At 68.6% G+C, this 23,845-nt stretch carries 25 protein-coding genes, 1 tRNA gene, 1 other RNA gene and 2 pseudogenes; 13 read left to right on the top strand and 16 right to left on the bottom strand.

Going from position 1 to position 23,845, the window contains the following annotated elements:
* Positions 1 to 258: 258 nt before the first annotated feature.
* The 4 genes from EDD27_RS43010 to ypfJ (EDD27_RS42995) all read right to left on the bottom strand — a co-directional run bounded on the left by EDD27_RS43010 (position 259) and on the right by ypfJ (EDD27_RS42995) (position 3,363).
* Entirely contained in the window at positions 259 to 1,026 is a 768-nt protein-coding gene (locus EDD27_RS43010; RefSeq protein WP_164904043.1) for a DUF4352 domain-containing protein, read from the bottom strand.
* A 105-nt stretch (positions 1,027 to 1,131) separates the two neighbouring features.
* Complete coding sequence (locus EDD27_RS43005) at positions 1,132 to 1,428, bottom strand: type II toxin-antitoxin system VapB family antitoxin (RefSeq protein WP_127937745.1); 297 nt, start codon at positions 1,426 to 1,428, stop codon at positions 1,132 to 1,134.
* 97 nt (positions 1,429 to 1,525) lie between these two features.
* Positions 1,526 to 2,359 (bottom strand): KPN_02809 family neutral zinc metallopeptidase, encoded by an 834-nt coding sequence (ypfJ, locus tag EDD27_RS43000; protein ID WP_127937743.1) that lies wholly within the window; start codon positions 2,357 to 2,359, stop codon positions 1,526 to 1,528.
* Positions 2,360 to 2,412: 53 nt separating this feature from the next.
* Complete coding sequence (gene ypfJ, locus EDD27_RS42995) at positions 2,413 to 3,363, bottom strand: KPN_02809 family neutral zinc metallopeptidase (RefSeq protein ID WP_127937741.1); 951 nt, start codon at positions 3,361 to 3,363, stop codon at positions 2,413 to 2,415.
* Between the two features lie 141 nt (positions 3,364 to 3,504).
* Here ypfJ (EDD27_RS42995) and EDD27_RS42990 point away from each other — a divergent pair, with 141 nt between their 5' ends.
* Positions 3,505 to 4,146, top strand: coding sequence for a LysE family translocator (locus tag EDD27_RS42990; protein WP_127937739.1), 642 nt, complete (start codon positions 3,505 to 3,507; stop codon positions 4,144 to 4,146).
* Between the two features lie 41 nt (positions 4,147 to 4,187).
* Here EDD27_RS42990 and EDD27_RS57350 read toward each other — a convergent pair whose 3' ends face one another.
* Positions 4,188 to 4,583: a hypothetical protein gene (locus EDD27_RS57350; protein WP_241564551.1), complete on the bottom strand. Its 396-nt coding sequence runs from the start codon at positions 4,581 to 4,583 to the stop codon at positions 4,188 to 4,190.
* 527 nt (positions 4,584 to 5,110) lie between these two features.
* Positions 5,111 to 5,314 (bottom strand): annotated as a pseudogene (locus tag EDD27_RS59035) (zinc ribbon domain-containing protein); the annotation flags it as partial.
* Between the two features lie 189 nt (positions 5,315 to 5,503).
* On the opposite strand from EDD27_RS59035, the gene EDD27_RS57345 reads away from it, so the two are divergent.
* A complete protein-coding gene (locus EDD27_RS57345) occupies positions 5,504 to 5,650 on the top strand; it encodes a hypothetical protein (protein WP_241564550.1) in 147 nt (48 codons plus the stop codon).
* Between the two features lie 269 nt (positions 5,651 to 5,919).
* Here the strand turns inward: EDD27_RS57345 and EDD27_RS42980 are convergent, their stop codons facing one another.
* From EDD27_RS42980 to EDD27_RS42955, 7 genes and pseudogenes are all read right to left on the bottom strand, one after another.
* Positions 5,920 to 6,546, bottom strand: a complete 627-nt coding sequence (locus tag EDD27_RS42980; protein ID WP_127937735.1) for a hypothetical protein — start codon at positions 6,544 to 6,546, stop codon at positions 5,920 to 5,922.
* An 895-nt stretch (positions 6,547 to 7,441) separates the two neighbouring features.
* On the bottom strand, positions 7,442 to 7,816 hold the full coding sequence (locus EDD27_RS42975) for a DUF6223 family protein (protein WP_127937733.1): 375 nt from the start codon (positions 7,814 to 7,816) through the stop codon (positions 7,442 to 7,444).
* Positions 7,817 to 7,980: 164 nt separating this feature from the next.
* Positions 7,981 to 8,229: a lipocalin family protein gene (locus tag EDD27_RS42970; RefSeq protein WP_241564549.1), complete on the bottom strand. Its 249-nt coding sequence runs from the start codon at positions 8,227 to 8,229 to the stop codon at positions 7,981 to 7,983.
* Positions 8,226 to 8,537, bottom strand: coding sequence for a lipocalin-like domain-containing protein (locus tag EDD27_RS58085; RefSeq protein WP_277750793.1), 312 nt, complete (start codon positions 8,535 to 8,537; stop codon positions 8,226 to 8,228). The genes EDD27_RS42970 and EDD27_RS58085 overlap by 4 nt, the downstream gene beginning before the upstream one ends.
* 55 nt (positions 8,538 to 8,592) lie before the next feature.
* Positions 8,593 to 8,817 (bottom strand): annotated as a pseudogene (locus EDD27_RS59030) (hypothetical protein); the annotation flags it as partial.
* 322 nt (positions 8,818 to 9,139) lie between these two features.
* Positions 9,140 to 9,523, bottom strand: a complete 384-nt coding sequence (locus EDD27_RS42960) for a DoxX family protein (protein ID WP_127937729.1) — start codon at positions 9,521 to 9,523, stop codon at positions 9,140 to 9,142.
* A gap of 157 nt (positions 9,524 to 9,680) precedes the next feature.
* The gene (locus EDD27_RS42955) at positions 9,681 to 10,094 is read right to left on the bottom strand and encodes a carboxymuconolactone decarboxylase family protein (RefSeq protein ID WP_241564548.1); all 414 of its coding nucleotides are present in this window, start codon (positions 10,092 to 10,094) and stop codon (positions 9,681 to 9,683) included.
* 293 nt (positions 10,095 to 10,387) lie between these two features.
* Here EDD27_RS42955 and sigJ point away from each other — a divergent pair, with 293 nt between their 5' ends.
* Complete coding sequence (gene sigJ, locus EDD27_RS42950) at positions 10,388 to 11,317, top strand: RNA polymerase sigma factor SigJ (protein WP_127937727.1); 930 nt, start codon at positions 10,388 to 10,390, stop codon at positions 11,315 to 11,317.
* A gap of 381 nt (positions 11,318 to 11,698) precedes the next feature.
* The gene (locus tag EDD27_RS42940) at positions 11,699 to 12,061 is read left to right on the top strand and encodes a tyrosine-type recombinase/integrase (protein WP_127937726.1); all 363 of its coding nucleotides are present in this window, start codon (positions 11,699 to 11,701) and stop codon (positions 12,059 to 12,061) included.
* A 64-nt stretch (positions 12,062 to 12,125) separates the two neighbouring features.
* Here the strand turns inward: EDD27_RS42940 and EDD27_RS42935 are convergent.
* Positions 12,126 to 12,213 (bottom strand) — tRNA-Ser (locus EDD27_RS42935).
* 105 nt (positions 12,214 to 12,318) lie between these two features.
* Between EDD27_RS42935 and ffs the strand changes: the two genes are divergently transcribed.
* Positions 12,319 to 12,414: signal recognition particle sRNA small type (gene ffs, locus EDD27_RS42930), an RNA gene on the top strand.
* Positions 12,415 to 12,445: 31 nt separating this feature from the next.
* A complete protein-coding gene (locus tag EDD27_RS42925) occupies positions 12,446 to 14,923 on the top strand; it encodes a DNA polymerase III subunit gamma and tau (protein WP_127937724.1) in 2,478 nt (825 codons plus the stop codon).
* Between the two features lie 227 nt (positions 14,924 to 15,150).
* Here EDD27_RS42925 and EDD27_RS42920 read toward each other — a convergent pair whose 3' ends face one another.
* Positions 15,151 to 16,581: a helix-turn-helix domain-containing protein gene (locus EDD27_RS42920; RefSeq protein WP_206641905.1), complete on the bottom strand. Its 1,431-nt coding sequence runs from the start codon at positions 16,579 to 16,581 to the stop codon at positions 15,151 to 15,153.
* 450 nt (positions 16,582 to 17,031) lie between these two features.
* Here EDD27_RS42920 and EDD27_RS42915 point away from each other — a divergent pair, with 450 nt between their 5' ends.
* From EDD27_RS42915 to EDD27_RS42895, 5 genes are all read left to right on the top strand, one after another.
* Positions 17,032 to 17,382: a YbaB/EbfC family nucleoid-associated protein gene (locus EDD27_RS42915; protein ID WP_127937722.1), complete on the top strand. Its 351-nt coding sequence runs from the start codon at positions 17,032 to 17,034 to the stop codon at positions 17,380 to 17,382.
* A 2-nt stretch (positions 17,383 to 17,384) separates the two neighbouring features.
* On the top strand, positions 17,385 to 17,984 hold the full coding sequence (gene recR / locus EDD27_RS42910; RefSeq protein ID WP_127937720.1) for a recombination mediator RecR: 600 nt from the start codon (positions 17,385 to 17,387) through the stop codon (positions 17,982 to 17,984).
* Entirely contained in the window at positions 17,977 to 18,507 is a 531-nt protein-coding gene (locus EDD27_RS42905) for a DUF5063 domain-containing protein (protein ID WP_127937718.1), read from the top strand. The genes recR and EDD27_RS42905 overlap by 8 nt, the downstream gene beginning before the upstream one ends.
* An 86-nt stretch (positions 18,508 to 18,593) precedes the next feature.
* A complete protein-coding gene (locus tag EDD27_RS42900) occupies positions 18,594 to 19,871 on the top strand; it encodes an aspartate kinase (RefSeq protein WP_127937716.1) in 1,278 nt (425 codons plus the stop codon).
* A complete protein-coding gene (locus EDD27_RS42895; protein WP_127937714.1) occupies positions 19,868 to 20,926 on the top strand; it encodes an aspartate-semialdehyde dehydrogenase in 1,059 nt (352 codons plus the stop codon). Before EDD27_RS42900 ends, EDD27_RS42895 begins: the two co-directional genes overlap by 4 nt.
* Before the next feature lie 75 nt (positions 20,927 to 21,001).
* Here EDD27_RS42895 and EDD27_RS42890 read toward each other — a convergent pair whose 3' ends face one another.
* Entirely contained in the window at positions 21,002 to 21,991 is a 990-nt protein-coding gene (locus tag EDD27_RS42890; RefSeq protein WP_127937712.1) for a hypothetical protein, read from the bottom strand.
* Positions 21,992 to 22,165: 174 nt separating this feature from the next.
* Between EDD27_RS42890 and EDD27_RS42885 the strand changes: the two genes are divergently transcribed.
* Together EDD27_RS42885 and EDD27_RS42880 are read left to right on the top strand one after the other, a co-directional pair.
* Entirely contained in the window at positions 22,166 to 22,834 is a 669-nt protein-coding gene (locus tag EDD27_RS42885) for a TetR/AcrR family transcriptional regulator (RefSeq protein WP_164904040.1), read from the top strand.
* 51 nt (positions 22,835 to 22,885) lie between these two features.
* The gene (locus EDD27_RS42880; RefSeq protein ID WP_127937710.1) at positions 22,886 to 23,845 is read left to right on the top strand and encodes an LLM class F420-dependent oxidoreductase; all 960 of its coding nucleotides are present in this window, start codon (positions 22,886 to 22,888) and stop codon (positions 23,843 to 23,845) included.

Raw genomic sequence — 23,845 nt, 5'->3', positions numbered from 1 at the left:
CATACGGTTGGCTTTCACTTTGGCCGCCCACTGGGGGAGTCTCGGCGGTGAGGCCGTACAAGATCCTTTTGCTCCCCACTTGGGGGAACGAGGCGTCCGGGCCAGTCCGCATCCGTCCGGGAGAGTCTGGATACGTCCGCCCCTACCGGGTAGTCTGCGCATGATCACAGGCCCGAAGGGGTAGGTGGACGGGTTCAAATCCCACCACCGCTCGTCGCGAAGGGGCTCCCGAAGTTCGGGGGCCCTTTCACGTTGCGCTCAGCCCAGCTGCCACTCGCCCTTCTGGTCCGCGAAGCCGCTGTTGAGCGCGAACTGGAACTTGGCCGGCCTGGCCGCCTCCGGCACTTCGAACACGATCACGCCCTTCCTGCTGTCACCGGTGTTGATCGTGGCCGAGCCGCCGAACGACTGGCCCTCCCGCACGTCGGCGATGATCGCCGCCCGGTACTGCTGGCCCTCGGCGTCGATCAGCATGGCCCCGTTCGTCGGTGAGTCGCTGTAGACGGCCTGGCCTTGGTTCGTGAGCGTCACCTCGACGGCCACGAAGCGCTTGCCGGTCTGGGGCTTGGTGAAGGTGTCGGCCGGGGTCGCGGGGGAGAAGACCTGGTTGACGGTCACGGCGACCTTGAGCCCCGGGTCGTTGCCTTCCAGGGTGATGGCGTCACCGATCTTGGCCGCCTGCTGCTCCTGGACGGTGGTCTGCTCGGGTGCCGTGGTCTGCTCAGGCGCGGCGCTCGGCGGTGGCGCGGTGCTCGGCGGTGGCGCGGTGCCCGGATCGAGCTGTATGTCCGGCGGATCCTCGTCGGCCTCCGTCTCGAGTGCTTCGCGTGCGGCGACGCTGCTCTGGTCGGCCGTGAGTACGAAGAACACCGCGCCGCAGCCGCCGAGCAGCAGCAGCGGCAGGCCGATGGCCAGCAGCAGGATCACGCCGAGATTGCCCTTCTCAGGATGCGGCGGCTGGTAGCCGTATCCGTATCCGTGTCCATGAGGTGGCTGCTGCCCAGGCGGTTGCTGCGGGTAGGACACGGCATTCTCCAAAACGATGTTGAAAGATGCTGCTGTGACGCCCGAGCACTCCTGAGGGTTGACACAACAAAAGGGAGCCGCGAATCGCGGCTCCCTTTTCCTTTCTCAGTTGGGTAGTTCGAGGACCCTGGCGTGCAGGATCGATCGTTGGTGCAGGGCCGCGCGCAACGCGCGGTGCAGACCGTCCTCCAGATAGAGCTCGCCCTGCCACTGGACCACGTGCGGGAAAAGATCCCCGTAGAAGGTGGAGTCGGCGGCGAGCAGCGAGTGCAGGTCCAGCATGGCCTTCGTCGTGATCAAAGAGTCGAGCCGGACCTGCCGTGGAGGAATCTGCGCCCACTCTCGGTTCGTCAGACCGTGTTCGGGATAAGGGCGTCCGTCGCCGACAAGCTTGAAGATCACCCCACCGATTTTAGGAGAGAATCCGAATCCTTGCGCTATCCGGCCTCGTCAGCCCACGAGTCAGCCCTTGGAAACAGCCCCGCAGTCAGCCCCGGAGTCAGCCCAGGTCGGCTTGCGCGCAGTCGCCGGGCGCGCCGCTTTCGTAGCCGCGCTGGAAGGCGGCGACGCGTTGCTCAGAAGAGCCGTGGGTGAACGATTCAGGATCGATTCTGCCGCGGGTGCGCTGCTGGATTCTGTCGTCGCCCACCGCGGCGGCGGCGTCGAGGGCTTCGGAGATTTCCGCTTCGGTGAAGGGCTTTTCGTAGAAGCCGGTGGTGACCGCGTTGCGGGCCCAGACTCCGGCGTAGCAGTCGGCCTGGAGCTCGACGGGGACCGAGCTGCCCGACTCGAGCTGGCCGAGAAGGTCCTGTACGTGGTGCCCGTACTCATGGGCGATGACGTAAGCCTGGGCGAACGGGCCGCCCTTGGCGCCGAACTTGCTGTGGAGCTCGTCGAAGAAGCTCAGGTCGAGGTAGACGCGCTGGTCGCCCGGACAGTAGAAGGGGCCGACGGCCGAGCTGGCCGCGCCGCAGCCGGTACGTAAGCTGCCCGAGTACAGCACGGTCTTGGACGGGCGATACTCCGCGATCTCGCGCTTCCAGTAGTCCTGGATGCTGTTGACCACTCCGACCACGCGGCACCGTTCCGACTGGTCGGCGTCCTTGCCCGTCTGGCACTGGTCGGACAGGTTCGACGGAGGTTGATGCTGCGCGGGCTCGGTGCCGCCGCCCACGTTGTTCAGCACGAAGACCAGCACGAGCAGGATCAGGCTGACGATGCCGCCGCCACCGATGACCATGCCGCCCGGGAAGCCGCCGCCAGAGAGCCGGCCGCCGCCACCGGCGTCCTCCACCTGCGAGGGATCGAGGTCGACCTGGTCTCTGAAGTCCATCGCTGACGTTCCTTCCGGGGGTGCCCGCACGGACCACTGCCCCAAAGGGACGCCTAGATGCTTCCGGAGAACGTGTCGCACCGCGTCGGATCGCCGGACTCGTAGCCAGTGCTGAACCACTTCTCGCGCTGGCGAGAGGTGCCGTGCGTGAAGGCGTCCGGGGTGACGCGGCCCTGGGAACGGCGCTGGATGCTGTCGTCGCCGACCGCCGCGGCCGCGCTGAGCGCCTCGTCGATGTCGCGCTGGGAGAACGGGGCCCGGTAGAAGCCGGTCTTGACGGCGTTGTGCGCCCAGACGCCGGCGTAGCAGTCGGCCTGCAGTTCCAGGCGTACGGACGGGCTGTCGGCGCCGGGCCGGTTGTTCCTGCCGACCTTGTCCATGGTGCCGAGCAGGTTCTGGACGTGGTGCCCGTACTCGTGGGCGACCACGTACGCCTGGGCGAACGGGCCGCCCTCGGCGCCGAAGTCGCGCTGGAGCGTGCCGAAGAAGGTCAGGTCGAGGTAGACCTTGCGATCGCCGGGACAGTAGAAGGGCCCGACGGCGGAGTCCGCCATGCCGCAGGCGGTGTTGACCGCCTGTGAGAACAGCACGGTCTTGGCCGGTGAATACGCTCTGCGCCCGCGTTCCTCGAACGCCTGCCGCCAGTAGGCCTGGATGCTGTTGACCGTGCCCACGATCCGGCAGTCCTCCGACTGGTCGGCGTCGGCGCCGGTGCGGCAGCGCTCGGCCAGGTTGCCGCTCGGGGTCGCCTGCGGCGGTGGGCTGGGCAGCCGGCCGCCGCCCTGCTGACCGCCCTCGTCCCCGGTGAACGGCGAAGGGACGACCCCGAACAGGAACAGCCCCGCCACCGCCAGGATCAACAGCAGGCAGCCACCGCCCCGGCCGCCGATCGGCACCATGCAGCCGCCCGGCATGCCGCCGCCGCCCCCGCCTCGCTGCGGGCCACCGGCCCGCACGTCCTCGACCTGCGACGGGTCGAGTTGCGCATCGTCGTCGAACTGCATGTCTCCCCCCCGAGGCACTTCTCCCCCGTAGTGGATCCAATACGCACGGTACGGGACAAAGGGCCCTTCGAAGGCCATTCCAGCGGGCGGGCCGAGGGGGCAGTCCAAGGCCACGTCATACGTGTCAGCTAATCTGCCGCCATGACGGGTGCCTTGATAGGAATTGCGCTGGTTTCGCTGGGAATGGTGCTCACGCCCGGCCCGAACATGATCTATCTGATCTCACGCTCGATCGCCCAGGGCCGCAAGGCAGGCTTGATCTCCCTCACCGGCGTCTTCCTGGGCTTCACCGTCTACCTCACCGCGACCTGCCTGGGCCTGACGGCCGTCTTCGCCTACGTGCCGGCCGCGTACACGGCGCTCAAGCTGGCCGGCGCCGCCTACCTGCTCTGGCTGGCCTGGAACGCCGTCAAGCCGGGCGGCACGTCGGCCTTCCAGACACGCGACCTCCCTGCCGAGCGCCCGCCCAAGCTGTTCGCGATGGGCCTGCTGACCTGCCTGCTGAACCCCAAGATCGCGATCCTGTACCTGTCGCTGCTCCCGCAGTTCATCGACCCGGCCATGGGCCACGTGCTGTTGCAGAGCCTGGCGCTCGGATCGGTGCAGATCGTCGTCGCCACCACGGTCAACGGCCTGATCGCGATCTCGGCGGGAAGCCTGGCGGCGTTCCTGCTCGGCCGCCCGCTCTGGCTGCGGATCCAGCGCTACGTCATGGGCACGGTGCTCGGCGGCTTCGCGATCCACATGGCGACCGACCGTTCCAAGGCCCTCGTGAGCGCCTGAGCAGACCCCTGGCCTCCGGAGGGAAGCCAGGGGCCCGCCCCTCACCGGTCGAACCACATCGCCGACGAAGACCTGCACAACTGCCCGAACACCACTGCGGCCAGCAACACGCCCAGCACGTTTCCGAAGCCGGCCCCGCCGAGCACCTCCCAGATCCCCAGCAGGATCAGCAGGAACTCGACGACCAGCCCGGCAGTGCGCACCCAGCCGCGGCGCGAGCCGATCCTGCTCGCCAGGAGCCCGATCAGCAGGATCGTGGCGAGCGGAATGGAGAGAGCGAGCAGCAGGGCGCCTCCAATGGCACCCGCAGGCGCGCTCCCCAGCAGTATGAACAGCAGGAACAGACCGACCAGCCCCAAGCCCGCCTGGATCCACATGCAGATCCGGGCGACGGAGACCGACTGCGGCATCGCCTCGATGCTGTAAGGCTCGGACATTCGAGCGTCTGCGATTCTCTGTGTTTACCTGAGTATTTCTGGCAAATCGGGTGGGCGTGGCCTGGCGGGCCGTCTGCGTAGTCTCCCAGGGGGAGTACGGGGGTGGCCGCGACGTGGTGGAAGCCGGTCCGGTGGTGAGGATCGCGTGCAAGCCCTGTACGTCCCGCGGGTGGGCGGGTCGCCTGGGGTGCTTGGCCCGCCGGACGCTGTCCACCCCTGTTGGGGGGTGGGGCGGGCACCGTGCGCCGGTCCGGCACACGGCTGGAGGCCATCGAAGGGTTCTTCGGGGTGCGGGTGTGGCGTTTCGGGGTGGGCCGGTTCTTGGATCTGTCCCGCGTCTCTGGGCGGGGGTGTAGGTCGGTTCGGGTGCGGCGGGCTCGGCGGGCGGCCCGGGTCGTCTTGCGGGGGCGGCGGGCGCGGGCCACGTTACCCTCCACCACCTGCCGGATGGCACGGGTGCCGGTGGTGCGTTCGGTGCGGGTGGCCTGCTGGCCGAGCAGGCCGCGCGCGAGGATGCGTTCGGCCGCCGCCCAGTCCCGATCACATGACAGGCCGCAGGCTGGGCAGTGCGCCCACGCCCAGCCCCGTTCGGTGAGCCGGTCCGGGGCCGGGCAATGCCGCAGGATCGAGGTGCCGTCACCGCAGCGGGGGCAGTATCGGGAGGTGCCGCGGGCCGGGACGGTGACCACGGCGATCGCGCGCTTGGCCGCCAGATGCCGGATCGCCGCCACGACCTGCCCGCATACCTGTCCCGACAGGCGCGCGTTCGCCCGTCCCCGGCGCCCGCGCGCTTCCAGGGTGGCCAGGTCCTCCAGATAGATGACCGTCGCCCCGGCGGCGAGGGCGTGGTCGACTGCCCAGCGGGCCGCCGACCAGGCCAGCGCCCTGTTCAGGTTGCGGATGCGCGCGCAGACCCGCTCATGCTCCACCGCGATGACCTCATACGCCGGGGCCAGTTCGGCGACGCGGGGGTCGGCGGGCGCCAGGCCGGCCAGCAGCCGTTCCTGATGCTGTTTCTTGGTGGCCAGGTGCTCGCGCTGGTCCCGCAGCCGGTGCAGTTTGGCTGACACGCCGCCGAGGGTGAACATCAGGGTGACGGCCGCGGCCGCGACGCGCAGCCTCCGGAGCCTGGCAAGATCCACAGAGGATACGACGCGGGGAATACGCCCGAGGTTGACCCGGCCCGAATGCCCTCGTTATGGGCTCCACGTAGCAGCAAGATGCCACGCCATCCACCGCCGAAGGTCACAGTCGAAGACGGCCGCAGCTCAGGACGAAAGTGCCTAATCTGATGTGGGTGCGGCTCCCTGCTGCAGGGGTGCGACAGTGGGGTTGATCAGGGGATGAGGTTGTACGCGCACAGCAGGTCAGGAAGCGAGGCCCACCGTGCCCCGGGCACGGGCTCGAACAGTCGCCGGTTCCCCACCGACACCACGATCTTCCCGTCGTCTTCCACATCGAGCACGCAGAGCAGCCCTGAGTTGCGGATCGTCAAGGTGGCGAAGAAGTTCCGGGTTGACACCGAGTCCCGGAACAGACAACTCATGCTGCTCGTGGCTGCCGTGAAGCATAGTTCCAGGTAATCAGGGCGCAGCCATGATGCCTCGTGCACGGTGAGGTAGATGTAGCCGACGTCATAGTGCCGTCGGCTGTCTGCGTCGGTGGACCACCGGAAGTCGGTGTCCTCTGCGAGGATCGAGCGGCCTTTGGCATAGTCGAGGACATGCTGGTCTTCGGCGAAGCGGATCGTCAGATCCAGCGCCAGTTCGGGGCCCAGGGGCTGGATTCGCCCGCTGGTGAATCCGCTGGTGAACGGCATCACGAGGTGCTGCGCCTCCGGTAGCTCAACTACGGTATGCCCATTGGAGTCATGACCGGCCGTTCTGTCGGTGGCCAGGTCGCGCAACACGCCGACCGCATTGCGGCGATGCAGGTAAAGCTCGTAGCTGTAGTCAAGCCCCATCCGTCGATCGTAGGGCCCGGCCGTGAACGTGCCCGAGCATGCTGGTGCAGGACCGTGGCTCTGCGGTCTAACCGGCAGAAATGGGGTCCTCTGACAAAGCTCTATGGCTATCAGGTCGATCTATCTATTCGTCCGGCTGGAGGTAGGTTTCCTCTGCCTCGGCACGGTCCGGCCCGGTCGGAGCGAGTGGAGGACGGACGAGCGCGTCGATGCGGTGTCGGCCACGCCATCGGTCCGCGTCCCTGAGGCCCTGGCCGTGTTCTATCGGCTCGCTCAGGGGCGGCCACAAGTTCTCGGCGTCCAGAACTTAATCCGTCCCGCAAAGGAGCTGTCCACCAACGCCGATGGCCTGCTGGAGTTCGGTTACGAGAGCCAGGGGTGCTGTGTTTGGTCGCTCACGCCTTCTGAGCTGGCGGAGGATGGGGGATTTGGACCCCCGATAGGTTGCCCTATACACGCTTTCCAAGTCTGCGGACCTTCGTTCACCGCTGGTCACAACGGTCTTCACCTGGGGCGAAGAGCCAGGCGGGGACCCCAGTGAACACCCCTGCACAGGGGTGAACTGAGACCCTGAATGAGACCCCGCCGGAGGCGGATTGGGCTGTAACACTAGGAGGGCTTCCGGGTGTTACAACCTTTTGTGTGTGATTTGGCCGCAGGGAGGCCGTAGAGACCAAGCACAAGTACACCCTGCTGTCGATGTGGTTCAAGGTGCTGGACTGAGGCCCAGCAAGCTGGCCGGCCCTCAATGTCGCCCATGTCGAGCCTCAGCGGCGCGAGTGCGCGCCGGGCTGCTCGCGTGCTGCACGCCACCTGCTGACCCGGACCACAGCGGCCCGAGCTCTGAGGGTGGATCCGGCGTCGAAGGCGACGGTGAAGCCGAGCCTTGGCCGGGTCAGGTGGTGCGGCGGGAGCGGGGCAGGGCCAGCCCACCCAGGACCATGCCGATCAGCCCGAGCAGCAGGGCGAAGATGGCCCCGGCCAGCCCGTTGCCGGTGCCGAAGCCGCCGGCGGAGTTGGCCGCATGCAGTCCGCCGATGATCAGGCTGGTCAGCCCGAGCGCCAGGGCCGTGACGGCGCCGGCGCGCCGGTTGCCGACGCCGATACGACCCGCGGAGCGGGCTCGGGCCAGCCCACCGATGACCACGCTGATCAGTCCCACCACGACGGCCACGCTGGGCAGCGTGCGCCCGGAGCCGATGTCGTAACCAGCGGCGGCGACGGAGAGCTGCACGGCCTCGGGTGTGGCGAGCAGGAGACGGACGGACATTGAGGATCCTTTCGATCGTCCCGGGTGGAGCCGGAGCACGGTGGATCGGCCTGGGCCGGTGGAGGCGCCGACGCGGAGCGCCTAGGAGGGTTTGAGGTGTGGTGTGGCGATGGGGCGGAACTGGCCGTTCGGGGCCGTTCGGGGCCAGGTATCTGTCTGCGGCGCTATCGCCAGTTGCCGTTCTGTTCGACGAACGCCTGCCCGGTGATCGGGTTGCCCCGGTACCGTCCGGTGACGGTGGCCGCGCCCTCGTAGAGGCCGCCGAAGGCGCTCTGGAGTTCGTGTCCCGGCTTGGAGGTGACGGTGAGGCTGGTATCCAGCGCGGGGATGTTCACGATCCACCGCGTGCCGTACCGCTGTCCGCTGGTGGGGCTGGTCCAGAAGCCGGAGGTGGTGTCGGCGAGCGGATTCACCGCGACGACCTCGTGGGTTCCGTCCCCGCGCAGCAGGGTCGCGTAGGGGAATCGCTCCCCTCGGCGAACAGGTCCCAGAGGTTGATCCGGTCACCGTTGGACAGTTGCACGGCCATCCAGGTCCACTTCCGCATGGTGCTCCAGTTCCAGGTGCCCCACAGGCGGTCCAGCCACGACTCGCCGGTCACCGGATAGGTGTGGTTGTCCACTCTGAGCGTTCCCTGCGTCGCCAGGCTGGGCAGGGAGTAGTAGTAGTAGCTCGTGCCGCCGAGGAAGGGGATCAGCCCGGTCCCGTTGTTGTACAGCACGGGCCCCCTGCGCCCTGAGCGTCAGGTCGATCTCGCCCACCGGCAGCGTGGCGCGCAGGCGCATCGCCTCCATGGGCCCGGACAGCGTCGCCGTCGGCGTGCGGATGTCCAGCTCGGTTGCGGAGAACCTGGTCTGGTCGAGCGCGTAGCTCTTGCTCTCGGTGTAGAAGGCGCCGGTCGTCTTGTCAGCGATCGCGATCATGGCCTGCGGGTTGTTGCCGCCGCCGATCGTGACCTGGTAGCGGAACCGGTGGCCAGAGGCGTTGACATGGCCGACCACGTACCACCATTCCTGGCGCGCGTCCGGATGCGCCGCCTGATCGGCCGGCAGACGCACGAACGTCGGGAAGGCGGGTGCCGCCGTGGCCGCCGACGGCTTGATCGTGCCGCTGGAGCGGGGCCGGTCTCGGCCGTCACCGGGAGCGACGGCGAGGCCGCGAGGGTCAACACCGCGCCGAGAGCCAGAGCGGCGATGGACGCGACTGTCCGAGGTTGCCTTTTAAACATACGATTTCTCATCTCTCGGTGGCGGAAGTGCTCAGTGCCATGCGGGGCGAGCGGAGGCACGGCGGCCGGCCCTTCACCGAATTGATCATTGCGGTTCAGCCGACGAAGGACTCGGGGCCGAAGCGGCCCCACGCCACGAAGGCGGCCAGGGCAAGGTAGATCAGGTTTCCCGCGGCAGACATGACCTCACCACGGCGCAGGTGCGTGATCATCGCACCGACCATCAGCACCACCACACCGACTGCCGCCACCGGCACCAGAACTGGCGCGATGCCGGTCACGGCGGGCAGGATGAGTCCCACCGCTCCCAGGACCTCGATGGTCCCGAGGATCTTCAGGAACCCGACGCTGAAGTCCGCGGTCCATCCCGCGCCGCGCATGGCGGCCATCTTCTCCTGGGGCACGACCAGCTTGCCGACGCCACCGGTGAGGAGGACAACGGCCAACAATCCAGCGCAGATCCACAGAGCGAGGTTCATGAGATTTCTCCTGATACGGGTTGTAGGCGTATCCGATCTTTGGCATCGGAAGCGGTGAAAGGGGGCCTGTGCGGGGGTGCCCAGGCACGCCATGGCCCACTGCAAGCGGTCTCTAGGCTGTACTGATGCCAGGTAGGACCCGGGCCGGTCCTGCTCGTTACCCGTGCTGGCCGGGCTGGTAGTCGCCGGCGGGCTGCCGGGTGATGACATTCACGCGGTTGACGGCGTTGATGAGGGCGATGAGGGACACCAGGGCGGCGAGCTGGTCCTCGTCGTAGTGCTTGGCGGCATTCGCCCAGACCTCGTCGCTGACGCCACCGGCCGCATCAGCGATGCGGGTACCCTGCTCGGCCAGCTCCAGGGCGGCGCGCTCGGCCTCGGTGAACACCGTGGCTTCCCGCCAGGCCGCGACCAGGTTGAGACGGGTGGAGGTCTCCCCCGCGTGCGCGGCGTCCTTGCTGTGCATGTTCACGCAGACCGCGCACCCATTGATCTGACTGGCGCGCAGCAACACCAGCTCGCGCGTCACGGGCGGCAGCGTCGAATCCGCGGCCACCTTGCCCGCGGCCACGATGTGCTTCAGAGACTTGCCCGCGACCGGGTGGCGAAGAGGTTCAACCGAGCATCCATCGTGCTCTCCTTGTCGTTGTTTCGTTGTCGCCCCTCTAGGACAGGGAAGTCCGCCAGCCTGTGACGGCGACGAATGTGACGTGCGTCTCCCTTCCCGTGCGGGCGCCACGCGGCTGATCCACGGCAACGCTCCTCGGCTACCCTGCGGTACGTCATGCGCAAGCGTCCTCGACGAGGGGGGCCGGCAGAAGGGCGCGGCCGGGCACGGCCGTACGCGAGTTGGGGAGGAATCCCGTGCTTGGATCAACGGCTCAGAGAGAGGCTGTCGGCTACCGGCCGCTGCTGTTTTCCATCGCCTACGGGATGACCGGGTCCGTGGGCGATGCCGAGGACATCGTGCAGGACGCGTTCCTCGGTCTGACCCGGGCGTACCAGGCGGGGACCGTGATCGACAATCTGAAGGCGTACCTGACCACGGCCGTGACGCGACTGGGCCTCAACTACCTGAGTTCGGCGCGGGTATCCCGGGAGACCTATGTCGGCGAGTGGCTGCCGGAGCCGGTCGTCGTGCTCGCCGACATGCCCGGACCGGCCGAGCACGCTGAGCTGTCCGACTCGCTGTCGATGGCCTTCTTGGTGCTGCTGGAGTCGCTCTCGCCGGTGGAGCGGGCCGTGTTCATGCTGCGTGAGGTGTTCGGGTACGGCTATCCCGAGGTGGCGGGAATCACCGGCAAGACAGAGGTGAACTGCCGGCAGATCTTCGCCCGTGCCCGGCAGCGCATCGCCGCTGGAGGGCAGGTCGTCGGCAGCGCGCTGTCCCGCGAGCGGCGGGCGGAAGGTGAGGAACTTGCGCGTAGGTTCTTCGTGGCCGCCGAGGGCGGCGATATGGAGGCGCTGCTCGGCATGCTCGCACCTGACGTGGTGCTCCACGGGGACGGGGGCGGCAAGGTGCGGGCCTTCGGAAGTCGGCTGGCCGGGCGGCTGGCTGTCATACGGCTGCTCCTCGGGGTGTTCCGCCGAGGCGGGACCCTGGGCGTCTCCCTCCGGCCGGCCTGGATCAACGGCCGTCCGGGCGCTGTCAAGTACGACTCCGAAGGCCGCGTGATCGGTGTGGTCGAGCTCGACATCGCCGACGGTGTGGTCCGCGCGATCCACGCGGTGGGCAACCCCGACAAGCTTGCTCACATCGGGCCGGTATCCGATCTAGGGCGGCTGCCGGAGTAATGGCGCTCCTCACGATCATCAGCAGGCCGCCTCAAAGGCGCAGAGCGGCGGCTCGGAAGTGCTCTATCCCGCCCAGTACGTCCCCGAGCCGGCCGTGGAGGGCGGCCTGCGCCAGAAGCTCATCGGGAAGGACTGTCCGTTGAACGTCCATTCGTCGGTATAGCCGATGGTCGCGAAATAGTTGGGTCGAGGATTCCGGCTCAGGTGCTCCACGAGAGGGTGGTTCACCGACACGAGCCGCCGCCTGGCCAATGCCGGCATCCCGGCGCTGGCGTCGATGTCGGTGACGACGGCACCGTGGTCGCGTAGTGCGGCGGACAGGGGCCTGAGCCGCAGCCGGCGTCCAGGATCCGGCGGCCGGCCACGTCTCCGGCAAGGGTTATGATCGCGGGCCGCGCGCAGTACGCGTTCATGATGTTGTTCTCGGTTTCCGCCGAGTACGCAGATCTTGGTGTAGAAGATCGCACGAGCACGCCTGCTGTAACACTGAGGACGCCGCCCCCTGTCCTGCTGAAGGCCGCTGGCCTATGGGACGGCCGTCTTCACGACGCCCGCCACACCGCCGCCACGGTGCTGCTCATCCTCGGCGTGCCCGAGCGAACCGTCATGTCCATCATGGGGTGGTCAGGCTCGGGCATGGCGGCGCGGTACCAGCACGTGACAGACGGCATCCGGCAGACCGTGGCCAGGCAGGTCGGGGGTCTCATGTGGGAGGCGGAAAGGAGCCCCGAAGAGGCCAACTGAGACCCACACTGAGACCCAAAGCAAGAGGGGTTGTACCGATGATCACGGCACAACCCCTCTGAGCTGGCGGAGGATGGGGGATTTGAACCCCCGATAGGTTGCCCTATACACGCTTTCCAAGCGTGCGCCCTCGGCCACTAGGCGAATCCTCCGCCGTCGAGCTTACCGGACTCACGGGCGTACGCAGACCACGTTTTTTCGCGTTCACCCGTAGCGCGAGCGTGGAGCGAGCACTGCCGCGTCCGGCTAGACTGTCAAAGGACCCCTCGCGCGGCGTCATCCTGTGAACCTCCCCAGGGCCGGAAGGCAGCAAGGATAAGCGGGCTCTGGCGGGTGTGCGGGGGGTCTCTTCGTTGGGAGCCCCCTCGCAGGCGGGATGGTCGCATGAGCCTTGCGCTTTACCGCAAGTACCGACCCGGGACCTTCGCCGAGGTCAAGGGTCAGGAGCACGTCACAGACCCGCTCCGGCAGGCGCTGCGTACGGGCCGCATCAACCACGCCTACCTCTTCAGCGGCCCCCGCGGGTGTGGCAAGACCTCCAGCGGGCGCATCCTGGCGCGTTCCCTCAACTGCGAGCAGGGCCCGACGCCCGACCCCTGCGGCATCTGCGAGTCGTGTGTCGCGCTCGGGCCGACCGGGCCCGGCCACCTTGACGTCATCGAGATCGACGCCGCCTCGCACGGTGGTGTGGACGACGCGCGCGACCTGCGTGAGCGGGCGTTCTTCGCCCCCGTGTCGGCGCGCTACAAGATCTACATCATCGACGAGGCGCACATGGTGACCCGCGAGGGTTTCAACGCGCTGCTCAAGCTCGTCGAGGAGCCCCCGCCGCACCTGAAGTTCATCTTCGCGACGACCGAGCCGGAAAAGGTCATCGGCACGATCAAGTCGCGTACGCACCACTACCCGTTCAGGCTGATGCCGCCCGCGACCCTCCGCGGGTTGCTGGAGGAGATCCTCACCTCCGAGAACGTGCCCTTCGAGCCGAACGCGCTGCCCCTCGTCGTACGTGCGGGCGCCGGCTCCGCGCGTGACTCGCTGTCGATCCTGGACCAGTTGCTGGCCGGGGCCGAGGAAGACGGCATCACCTACGCCAAGGCCGTATCCCTGCTCGGTTACACCGACGGCGACCTGCTCGACGAGGTCGTCAACGCGTTCGCCGCCCGCGACGGCGGCCAGGTGTTCCACACGGTCAACCGGGTGATCGAGGGCGGCCACGACCCCCGCCGCTTCGCTTCTGACCTGCTCGAGCGCTTCCGCGACCTGGTGATCCTCGCCAACGTCCCCGAGGCGGCCTCCAGCGGCCTGCTCGACCGGCCCGCCGATGAGCTGGAGCGGCTCGTCCAGCAGGCGGCCTCGATGGGGCGCGCCGAGCTGACCCGGGCGGCCGAGGTCTTCAACGCCGGTCTCACCGAGATGCGCGGTGCCACGTCACCGCGGCTGTTGCTGGAGCTGATGTGCGCCCGGGTCCTGCTTCCCGCCGCCTCGGACGGTGAGGAGGCCCTGCTCGCCCGCCTCGAACGCCTCGAACGTGGCGGCGCGGTCGCCCAGATGGCCGCCCGGGCTTCTTCGGGTACGCCGGCTTCTCCGGGCACGGCGGCCGAGCAGTCCGTCGCCGCCCATGGCGTCCCAGTGCAGCAGCAGCACACTGGTGCCCAGTCTCACGTCGGCGCTGCGGCCCCCGCTCAACCGCCTGCGGGTGCTCAGCCGGCTCAGGCTCCTGCCGCCGCATCGGCGGGTGCGGCGGACGACTGGCCCGAGCCTGCCCGCCCCGGTGCTTCCGTTGCGGGTGGCGGGGGGCCGGCGTCCCCGACAGCGGCCGGTGGCGGCATGCAGGCGTCCGGCAGCGGCAGCAGTGGCGGCGGCGCGCAGGTTTCCTCCCCCCAGGGTTCCTCCGGGGGTACGCAGGCGCCCGCCGGTGGCGCTCCGGCTTCCGGTGGCGGGCAGGGCGGTACCGGTCTGGGGGTCATGCAGCAGCAGTGGCCTTCCGTGCTGGCCGCGCTCAAGCAGCGCAGCATCGTGGTCTGGGCCAACGTGAGCACCAACGCCCAGGTGGTGGGCGTGGAAGGCAACCTGGTCACGCTCGGGTTCAGCCAGGTCGGCGCGATGAAGAACTTCACGGGCGGTGGCAAGGACGCCGTCGTGGCCAGCGCGCTCAGCGACGTGCTCGGTGGCGCCTGGCGCGTCGAGGCCGTCGTGGGCAACGCCCCGGGCCCGCAGCCGTCCCGAGGCCGTCCCCCGCAGCCGCCCTCCCACGGCGCTCCCGCCTCACCAGGCGGACCGGGTCCCGCCCAGAGCACCGGGCTGGCGACCGGCACTCAAGGCACTCAAGGCACTCAAAACACGCACAGCGGCACCCCGGCGGCGTCAGCAGGCTCCCAGAACTCCTCGGGTGCCCAGGGCGCACCCGCTTCTCCAAGCGTGCCTGACTCCCCAGGACATACGGCCTCATCCGGCTCCTCTCACGACGACCAGGGCACGCAGGGCGGCTCCGCTCAGCCTTCGGGCCGGCAGACCACGGACGAGTCCTGGCCCGACGCCCCCGACGATCCCGGCCCGGGCATGCCCCCGGGCCCGGATCCGACCCGGACCGTGCCTGCCGCCGCTTCCTCTCCCGGCGCGGGCCTCGCCGCCGCGAGGTCGGCGGCGAAGGCGGCGGCCCAGGCAGGTCCCCGTTCTCCGTCGTCAGGTCGCAGTGGCGGCGCGGCGTGGCCGGAGACCGTTCCCGGTCGCAACAAGGGGCCGGAAGATGATGTCGACCCCCTGAACGACGCCGACGCCGACGTGGACGCGGTCTCCGGCATGGCGCTCCTGGAACGTGAGCTCGGCGCCCGAGTGATCGGCGAAATCGACCACACCTGACCAAGCCGGTGGGTCCCAGGCGGCCGCTCAGCGGGGGCAAGCGCGCGACGTAACGGTCCGCACCCGAACGGCCCGAGGAGCGTTGAACGGACGGGCGGTCGCGACGGCGGCGGGCGGCGGCTCCCTCGGCCCCGCCGTAAAGAAACCAGGAACGCCGACTCTCGCGCCCGGGCGCGATCAAGACGCAGGCATCAGGGAGCACAAAGAGAGGAAACGAACGAACACCATCAGGCCAGCCGCGTGCGGGCGGCGGCGGAGCGGGCGTCGGTGGGGGGAAGGGCGGCGAGGCGTTCGAGGATCTCGTAGTCGTCGCGCCCATTGGTGGTCTGGGCGTACGCCCACAGGTGCTCGGGAGAGCCGTACCGCAGCAGACAAGCCCTGACCTGGGCCTCCAGCTCGTCCCGCTCCCGCCGGATCTCCGGCGACTCCGAACGTTGCAGCAGCGGCCCCGTGTACGAGCGCGCCAGCGCGGCCGGGTCCTTCGCCGCGAGATGGCGCCGCACGGCAAGGAAGTCGGCCTCGACCGGGCATGCCAGCCGGTACGGTTTAGCCGCGATCGCGTTCCCCAGCTGCGCCCGCAGCCGGTGGATCTCGGCCCTGATCGTCACGGGGTTGCCGTAGTCGCCGTACATGTGGAACGAGAGCTGCTCGGCCGTCAGCCCGTGGGGGTGCAGCGCCAGGAGGGCGAGGATCTCGGCGTGCCGGAGCGACAGTGGCTGCTCGCGGTCTCCCAGAGTGACAGAGGGCGGTCTGTCCCCGAGGAACGACAGGGCGAGCGCCGGCGGCGTAGCGGTGGGAACGGTACGCAGCAGGTAGCCGTCGTCGAACGACTCCAGCAGCCCCACCGTGCCGTCGCGCAGGATCATGCGCTGCCCGGACGCGCGCAGGCGCTCGCCGGGGTGGGCGGGAAACACGAGTGGCGGATCCGGGTCGTCCGCGTGCGTGCCGTCCATGAGTGGAACACGGTCGCCGAGCCGGCCGCCTGGGTCGCCGGAGATGACGCGGCCGGTCGGGGAGAGCAGGATGCCGGGCCGGCCGCGCAGGGACTCGTAGCGGCGGCGCAGGCGCTCGTCGCGTTCGTGCATGCGCAGGGCGAGCTCGCTCTCGGCGAGCTTGGCCGCGGCCGTTACCAGGGCGACGGTGGCGGGGTGCAGGGTGCGTGCGGTGCCGCTGATGTCGACGCATCCGATGATCCGGCCGGAGTCCGGGTCGACGATCGGCGCGCCGCTGCACGACCAGACGTGCAGCACCCGCATCAGGTGCTCCTCCGAGTAGACGTGCATCGGGCGGCCCATCGCGAGCGCGGTGCCGATGCCGTTGGTGCCGACCTTGCGTTCCTCCCACTGGTGGCCGTCGGCCAGGCCGATCTGGTCGGCGCGCCGCAGGATCGCGGTGTTGCCCTCGCGCCACAGCACCCGGCCGTGGGCATCCGTGACGATCATGACGTGGCCGATCTCGTCGGCCAGGCCGGCGAGCGTCTGGGACATGAGGGGCAGCAAGGGCTGCAGGGGGTGGGCCTGGCGGATGTCGTCGATGTAGTCCAGGTCGAAGACCAGAGGCGCGCTCGTGCCCTCCGGATCGATTCCCGCCGCGAGCGAACGATGCCAGGACGCCTCGATTTGGCGGCGCGGCGCCTCCGGCCACGCGTGCTTCGTCACCGCGGCTTCGTACGCTCCGCGTAGTAGGCGGGAATACGCGTCGAGATGGGCGTAACTCATCGGTCACTCCAAGTAGTCAACTAGTAGCATCCGCCTTACCGTCCATCTTTGCAACCGGTTCTAGTGATTGCGCAGGGTGGTTGAATGAACGCAACGCGTATGCAACGTTGCCCTCGCTAGCGTGCACTCCCGAGCGTCGGCGCGGTGCGGCCGCTCCGCCGGCGCAATGGCCGGGTCTCGGACACTGGAGGGGGGCCGGGACCCGGCCAAAACACGACACTGGGCCGCGAAGCGACGCGGAACATCAGCCCCACGCGGCACATCAGGTGTAAATGTCCACGCAGGACGGCGGTCGGTGACGAAACATGGGGACGTCCCAGTGCATGTCGCCGCCCAAACACCGTAGGCTCGTGGCAGTCAAGAACGCGGAGCCACGAGGAGCGCACGACGGTGAACCCAGGGGATGTCAACCTGCAGCAGCTGCTGGAGCAGGCACAGCTCATGCAGCAGCAGCTTGTGAGCGCCCAGCAGGAGCTCAACGACGCGCAGATCGAGGGCTCATCAGGCGGCGGCCTGGTCACGGCCGTCGTCAACGGTTCGGGTGAGCTGCTCGAGCTCAAGATCGATCCGAGCGTCATCGACGCCGGCGATCCGCAGGACACGGCGGACACGATCGCCGACCTGGTGATCGCGGCCGTCCGCGATGCCGTACGCGCGGCCGCCGACCTGCAGCAGGAGAAACTCGGCCCGCTGGCCCAGGGGTTGGGTGGCGGCGGCCTCGGACAATTGCCAGGATTCTAGGCATGTACGAAGGGGTCGTCCAGAACCTGATCGACGAGCTCGGCCTGCTGCCCGGCGTCGGTCCCAAGAGCGCGCAGCGGATCGCGTTCCACCTGCTGGCGGCCGACCCGGCCGACGTCAAACGGCTGGCGCACGCATTGCTGGAGGTCAAGGAGAAAGTCCGCTTCTGCCGGGTGTGCGGCAACGTGGCCTCGGAGGAGGAGTGCCGCATCTGCCGCGACACCCGCCGCGACACGCACGTGATCTGCGTGGTCGAGGAGCCGAAGGACGTCGTGGCGATCGAGAAGACCCGCGAGTTCCGCGGCACCTATCACGTGCTCGGTGGCGCGATCAGCCCGATCGACGGCATCGGCCCCGACGACCTGCGCATTCGCGAGCTCATGACGCGCCTGGCCGATGGCCGGGTCACCGAGCTCATCCTCGCCACGGACCCCAATCTCGAGGGTGAGGCGACGGCTACCTACCTAGCCCGTCTGGTCAAACCGATGGGCATCAAAGTGACACGACTGGCCAGCGGTCTGCCTGTCGGCGGTGACCTCGAATACGCCGACGAGGTGACCTTGGGCCGCGCGTTCGAAGGACGGAGGCTGCTGGATGTCTGACGAGTGGAGCACGCTGGCGGAGGAGATCTCGAGGCACGCGCAGGACTACGTGGACGGCCTGACCAGGGTCGCCGGCGGCGAGGGCGGCGACGCCATCTGGTCGTTGCTGCTGGTCGAGGTCGCCCAGGTGAGCCTGGCCGGTGCCAAGCTCGGCGCGAACAGGGACGTGATCCTCGCCGGCAACTACGAGCCGCCGATGAGCGAGGACCCTGACATCGACGGCGTGCGTACGGCGCTGGCCGAGCGGCTCGGGCCCGTCGACGACTACGCCGAGGTGTTCGACCCGTACAAGGACACCGGCGTCACGCCGTACCGGCTGTCCGACGACCTGACCGCGGTCGCCGCCGACCTCATCCACGGCCTGCGTCACTACCACGCCGGCCGTCCCCATGAGGCGTTGTGGTGGTGGCAATACTCCTACTTCAACACCTGGGGCAACCACGCGGGCGCCGCGATGCGCGCGCTGCAGGCTCTGGCCGCGCACTCGCGCCTCGACGTGGCCGAGGAGGCTACCACGGTCTGATCCGTCCCATATGGTGGTATGACCCTCCGGCCCATGAGAGAGCCCCAAGTAGACTGGCACCTCACAGTCCAGACCGGGAGACTCTCGTGGCGCTCGTTGTGCAAAAGTACGGTGGTTCGTCCGTCGCCGACGCGTCCTGCATCAAGCGGGTCGCGCAGCGGATCGTCGCGACGAAAAAAGCCGGCAACGACGTGGTCGTGATCGTCTCCGCCATGGGTGACACGACGGACGAGCTGCTCGACCTGGCCGAGCAGGTGTCGCCGCTGCCGCCGGCACGCGAGCTCGACATGCTGCTGACCTCCGGCGAGCGCATCTCGATGGCCCTGCTGGCGATGGCGATCGCCAACCTCGGCCACGAGGCCCGTTCGTTCACCGGCTCGCAGGCCGGTGTGATCACCGACTCCACGCACGGCAAGGCACGCATCATCGACGTGACGCCGAGCCGCATCCGTGAGGCGATCGACCAGGGTCACATCGCGATCGTGGCCGGGTTCCAGGGCGTCTCGCAAGACACGAAGGACATCACGACGCTGGGCCGTGGTGGCTCCGACACGACGGCGGTGGCGCTGGCGGCGGCCCTGGAGGCCGACGTGTGCGAGATCTACACCGACGTGGACGGCATCTTCACCGCCGACCCGCGCATCGTGCCGCCGGCCAGGAAGATCCCCAGGATCTCCTACGACGAGATGATGGAGATGGCCGCCTGCGGCGCCAAGATCCTGCATCTCCGCTGCGTCGAGTACGCGCGCCGGTTCAACCTGCCGATTCACGTACGCAGCTCGTTCAGCACCAAGGAAGGCACCTGGGTCGTCTCCGACCCTTACACCGACGAAGGAACCGAGATGGAGCAGCCGATCATCTCCGGCGTCGCACACGACCGGAGCGAGGCCAAGATCACCGTTGTCGGGGTTCCCGACAAGGTCGGCGAGGCTGCCTCGATCTTCAAAACGCTGGCCGACGCCGAGATCAACATTGACATGATCGTGCAGAACGTCTCGGCCGCGGCCACCGGCCGCACGGACATCTCCTTCACGCTCCCCACGGCCGACGCCCAGACGGCCCTGGGAGCGCTCAAGAAGGTCCAGGCCCAGATCGGTTATGAGTCGCTGCTGTTCGACGACCAGATCGGGAAGGTGTCGCTGATCGGCGCGGGCATGCGCTCGCACCCCGGCGTCACCGCGACGTTCTTCGCGGCCCTCGCCGACGCGGGGGTCAACATCGAGATGATCTCCACCTCGGAGATCCGCATCTCTGTGATCGTCGAGCAGGACGCGATCGACGCGGCCGTGGCGGCCGCGCACCGCGCCTTCGATCTCGACGCCGACCAGGTCGAAGCCGTGGTGTATGGAGGTACAGGACGATGAGCAGGCCCAGTCTGGCTTTGATCGGCGCCACCGGCGCCGTGGGCACCGTCATGCGGGACATCGTGTCGTCGCGTGAGGACATCTGGGGCGAGATCCGCCTCGTCGCCTCGCCGCGCTCGGCAGGCAAGGTGCTGCGAGTGCGCGGCGAGGACGTCGTGGTCCAGGCCCTGGCGCCTGAGGTGTTCGACGGCATCGACATCGCCATCTTCGACGTGCCCGACGAGGTATCGGCGGTGTGGGTGCCGATCGCGGCCGAGCGTGGCGCGATCGCGATCGACAAGTCCGGCACGTTCCGGATGGACCCGGACGTTCCGCTGGTCGTGCCCGAGGTCAACCCGCTCGACGCGCGCAGCCGCCCACGCAACATCATCTCCACGCCCAACTGCACGACGTTGTCGATGATGGCGGCCATGGGCGCGCTGCACGCCGAGTTCACGCTCACGGAGCTGGTCGTGGCGTCCTACCAGGCGGTGTCCGGTGCCGGCGTGGCGGGCACCGCCCGGCTCTACGACGAGGTCGAGGCGCTGGCCGGCGATCGCACGGTCGGCCAGGCGGCCGGTGACGTGCGCAAGGTGCTGGCCAACAAGTTGCCTGACGACTCGCCCTTCCCGGCGCCGATCGCGTACAACGTGGTGCCGTGGGCCGGCTCGCTCAAGGACGACGGCTGGGCCTCCGAGGAGCTCAAGCTCCGCAACGAGTCACGCAAGATCCTCGGCATCCCGGACCTGAAGGTCTCCGCGACCTGTGTACGCGTGCCGGTCATCACGACGCACTCGCTGGCCGTGCACGCGCGTTTCGAGCGCGAGATCACGGTCGCCGACGCGCACCGCGTCCTGGAGGCGGCGCCGACGGTGGTCCTCATGGACGACCCGGCGAGCGGGGTCTACCCGACGCCTCTCGACGTGGTGGGCACTGACCCGACCTATGTTGGGCGCATTCGCCAGGCGATCGACTTCCCCAACACGCTCGACCTCTTCGTGTGCGGTGACAACCTGCGCAAGGGCGCGGCGCTCAACGCGGCGGAGATCGCCGAGCTGGTCGCGAGCGAGCTGTAGTCCTCTTGCGATGGTGGACGCCGTGCGTTCAGTGCGGCGTCCACGTCATTTGCGGGCGCTCGTCACGTGAACTCGTCACTTGAAGAGGATGTCCCAGTGGTCGCCCTCGTCGGCGAACGTCGTGCCTGAGCTGGAGCGGTAGAGCGGCGCGCCGTCGCCGCGGACTCCTGCCCTGGCATGGTGCTGGGTGATGTAGCGGTCGATGCAGGAATTGTGGCCGATGTCCAGCTTGTAGCCGTTGCCGTGGCTGAAGGTGCCCGGCGCGTGGCCTGCCTCCGTGCCGCCCGTGACCATGATGGGGCAGCCGCTCTGCTGCTTCAGCTCGATGGCGCGAGCGATCGTGCCGGTCCGCACGTTGTCGAGCGACGTGCAGTGGTGCATGTGCTTGCTCGTGCAGTTGCCGGTGGACCTCGTCCGCATTCCCGCGCTCTTCAGCCAGTCGGCCGCGGTGGAGTGGGACATGCGCACGGCCGCCTGCCTGGGGAGGACACGGTTCAGGTCGACGTGCAGGTGCAGGCGCTTGCGGCCCGCCGGCGTGCGCACCACACCGGTACGTACGGGGCTGCTCAGGCTCTTGGCCCCCCCGCGCTTGCCTACGGCCGGGCGCGGTCGGGGCCGTGCCACGTCCTCTTGCGCCTTGGTGGTCTCGCCCGCGTGGGCCGCTGTGTCGGCCTGAGAGCGGCGCGGCGTCGTCTCCTGGGTCCCATAGGCCTCAGGGCGCTCCTGAGCCGCATAAGGCTGTTCCAGGCTCTCCTGAGGGCCACTCACCTCCGGCGGTCGTACGGGGCGATCGCCGGACACCGGCAGGTCATGCATGGCCTGGAGGTCCGTCGTCATCGTGAGGTGCTTGTGTCTCCAGGTTCTGGCCGTGTGCGCGCCCAGCACGTCCGCCAGCTCATCCAACATGGCGTTGTGCCCGGGCTGCGGCGGCCCGTGGTACGGCTCGGCCTCGTACGGGCCGTTCTGCACGGTGCTCCCTTCGGGGTGGGTGGCCGCGGAGGCGGCCGAGGCCTGCGCGATTATGGTGATCTCTATGCCGAGGAGCGCGACTGCAGTGAGTCGCATTGGTCCACGTATCCACATGTTGATGCCTTCTCGCGGAATTAGCCCTTCCGCCACAAACGACAATCCCACCATTCACAGGAGATAACTCCTGCTGCGGGAGCAACTTTGCCTTGTGTCGGCGATCACCGTGCGCCTTCATGACTTAACCGAGTTTCACGACGTAAAGTGACGAACGTGTCCGAAGCCCGAAACCGAGGATCGGAGAGCACCCGAGAGGTCATCGTCGAGACGGCCTTGCGACTGTTCAGAGAGCGGGGCTTCGACAAGACCACGATGCGCGCCATCGCCGCCGAGGCCGGAGTGTCCGTGGGCAACGCCTATTACTACTTCGACAGCAAAGAGGCGTTGATCCAGGCGTACTACGACCGCGCCCAGGCCGAGCACGAGGAGGCCTGCAGGGAGTTCCTGGCCACCGAGACGTCGTTCGCGGCCCGGTTGAGCGGGGTGCTGCGCGAGTGGGTACGCGTGTCCGAGCCCTACCACGAGTTCGCCGTGAAGTTCTTCAAGCACGCGGCCGAGCCCACGAACCCGCTGAGCCCCTTCAGCAAGCAGTCGTCCCCGGCCCGCGAAGCCTCCATCGCCATCTACCGCCAGGTCGTCGAGGGGTCGCGCGACCGCATGAACGCCGAGCTACGGGAGGAACTGCCCGAGCTGCTGTGGCTGCTGTCCATGGGCATGGTCCTGTTCTGGGTGCATGACACCTCGCCGGGCTGCGCGCGCACGTACCGGCTGATCGAGGTCACGGTGCCGCTGGTGGACCGGCTGGTCGGGCTGTCGCATCTGCCCGGGCTGCGAGGCATCACGAAGGACTTCATCGCGGCCGTGCACGAGCTGCGGGCATAGGGCAACATACCGAGCGGTTGGTATGGTCGGCCTTAAAGGTCTGGAGGCCGAATGACGCAGAACTGGGGCATGACGATCCCCTTCTACGACCGCTCCCTGTCGAGGTCCCAGGAACTCATCGCGGAGCTGCCCGGGCTCGGCTACACCGACGTGTGGTCGGCCGAGGTCAACGGGACCGACGGGTTCACGCCGCTGGCCCTGGCCGCCCAGTGGGCGCCGGGGCTCAGGCTCGGCAGCGCCATCGTGCCCGTCTCCACGCGCGGCCCTGGGCTGCTGGCCATGTCCGCGGCCACGCTGGCCGATCTGGCCCCCGGGCGGTTCGTGCTCGGCATCGGCGCGTCCTCGCCGGCGATCGTCGAGCGCTGGAACGCCGGCGAGTTCACCAAGCCGTACGCGCGCACCCGCGACACCCTGCGTTTCCTGAAGAAGGCGCTGGCCGGGGAGAAGGTCTCGGAGGCGTACGAGACGTTCGAGATCAAGGGGTTCAAGCTGGAGCGCGCCCCGAAGATCCCACCGAAGATCGTGCTGGCCGCGCTGCGCCCCCGGATGTTGCGCCTGGCCGCCGAGGAGGCCGACGGCGCGATCACCAACTGGCTCTCTCCCGAGGACGTGCGCAAGGTACGCGCCGAGATCGGCCCGGACACCGAGCTGATCGCCCGCTTGTTCGTGTGCGTGAGCGAGGACACCGACAAGGTGCGGGAGATGGCCAGGTGGATGCTGGCCAGTTACCTGACCGTCCCCGTGTACGCCGCGTTCCACGACTGGCTGGGCCGGGGTGAGGTGCTGCGGCCCTTGCACGAGGCGTGGGCGGCCGGCGATCGCCAGGCGGCGCTCAAGGCCATCCCCGACGACGTGGTGGACGCGTTGATCGTGCACGGCGACGCGGCCACCTGCCGGGCCAGGATCCAGCAGTACGTGGACAACGGCCTCGACACCCCCGTCCTCGCCCCCATCCCCGGCGGGGAGATCTCCATCGAGCAGGCCGTACGGGACCTGGCGCCTAAGGAGTAA

This window comes from Nonomuraea polychroma (assembly GCF_004011505.1).
GTDB lineage: Bacteria > Actinomycetota > Actinomycetes > Streptosporangiales > Streptosporangiaceae > Nonomuraea > Nonomuraea polychroma.
The sequence above is the reverse complement of the archived record's forward strand: the minus strand, read 5'-3'. Positions and strand labels throughout refer to the sequence as shown.

What these genes read in the sequence shown, in the direction of transcription:
- ypfJ (WP_127937743.1), bottom strand. Translation starts at nt 2,359, where the DNA reads ATGGACTTCAGAGACCAGGTCGACCTCGATCCCTCGCAGGTGGAGGAC.
- ypfJ (WP_127937741.1), bottom strand. Translation starts at nt 3,363, where the DNA reads ATGCAGTTCGACGACGATGCGCAACTCGACCCGTCGCAGGTCGAGGAC.
- EDD27_RS42990 (WP_127937739.1), top strand. Translation starts at nt 3,505, where the DNA reads ATGACGGGTGCCTTGATAGGAATTGCGCTGGTTTCGCTGGGAATGGTG.
- EDD27_RS57350 (WP_241564551.1), bottom strand. Translation starts at nt 4,583, where the DNA reads ATGTCCGAGCCTTACAGCATCGAGGCGATGCCGCAGTCGGTCTCCGTC.
- EDD27_RS57345 (WP_241564550.1), top strand. Translation starts at nt 5,504, where the DNA reads ATGCTCCACCGCGATGACCTCATACGCCGGGGCCAGTTCGGCGACGCG.
- EDD27_RS42980 (WP_127937735.1), bottom strand. Translation starts at nt 6,546, where the DNA reads ATGGGGCTTGACTACAGCTACGAGCTTTACCTGCATCGCCGCAATGCG.
- EDD27_RS42975 (WP_127937733.1), bottom strand. Translation starts at nt 7,816, where the DNA reads ATGTCCGTCCGTCTCCTGCTCGCCACACCCGAGGCCGTGCAGCTCTCC.
- EDD27_RS42960 (WP_127937729.1), bottom strand. Translation starts at nt 9,523, where the DNA reads ATGAACCTCGCTCTGTGGATCTGCGCTGGATTGTTGGCCGTTGTCCTC.
- EDD27_RS42940 (WP_127937726.1), top strand. Translation starts at nt 11,699, where the DNA reads ATGATCGCGGGCCGCGCGCAGTACGCGTTCATGATGTTGTTCTCGGTT.
- EDD27_RS42925 (WP_127937724.1), top strand. Translation starts at nt 12,446, where the DNA reads ATGAGCCTTGCGCTTTACCGCAAGTACCGACCCGGGACCTTCGCCGAG.
- recR (WP_127937720.1), top strand. Translation starts at nt 17,385, where the DNA reads ATGTACGAAGGGGTCGTCCAGAACCTGATCGACGAGCTCGGCCTGCTG.
- EDD27_RS42905 (WP_127937718.1), top strand. Translation starts at nt 17,977, where the DNA reads ATGTCTGACGAGTGGAGCACGCTGGCGGAGGAGATCTCGAGGCACGCG.
- EDD27_RS42895 (WP_127937714.1), top strand. Translation starts at nt 19,868, where the DNA reads ATGAGCAGGCCCAGTCTGGCTTTGATCGGCGCCACCGGCGCCGTGGGC.
- EDD27_RS42890 (WP_127937712.1), bottom strand. Translation starts at nt 21,991, where the DNA reads ATGCGACTCACTGCAGTCGCGCTCCTCGGCATAGAGATCACCATAATC.
- EDD27_RS42880 (WP_127937710.1), top strand. Translation starts at nt 22,886, where the DNA reads ATGACGCAGAACTGGGGCATGACGATCCCCTTCTACGACCGCTCCCTG.